Below are 360 nucleotides of genomic sequence, written 5' to 3' on the forward strand. Positions count from 1 at the left end.
TATCTGGTGAGCGTAGTCCCAATATTCCTTCAGTGATTCTCCCTTGTAGGCAAATACTGGAATATCGCGGGCGGCAATCGCCGCAGCAGCATGATCCTGGGTGGAGAAAATATTGCAGGAAGCCCAGCGGACTTCTGCACCTAGTGCCACCAGTGTTTCAATTAACACGGCGGTCTGGATAGTCATGTGCAGGGAACCGGCAATTCTGGCCCCTGCCAGCGGCTTCTTGCCGGCATACTGTTCGCGCAGCGCCATCAAACCGGGCATTTCAGTTTCGGCAATGGCAATTTCCTTTCTGCCCCAATCTGCCAATGACAAATCAGCCACCTTGCAGTCGGTAAAAACAGAGTTGTCCACTAC

1 protein-coding gene is annotated in these 360 nt (G+C 52.8%); it reads right to left on the reverse strand.

What is annotated here, in order from left to right; all coding sequences use genetic code 11:
- A partial coding sequence (locus SQ11_RS15805; RefSeq protein ID WP_232298048.1) for an adenosylhomocysteinase occupies positions 1-360 on the reverse strand: 360 nt, incomplete at both ends.

The sequence above is a fragment of the Nitrosospira sp. NpAV genome (assembly GCF_000832065.1).
Lineage (GTDB): Bacteria > Pseudomonadota > Gammaproteobacteria > Burkholderiales > Nitrosomonadaceae > Nitrosospira.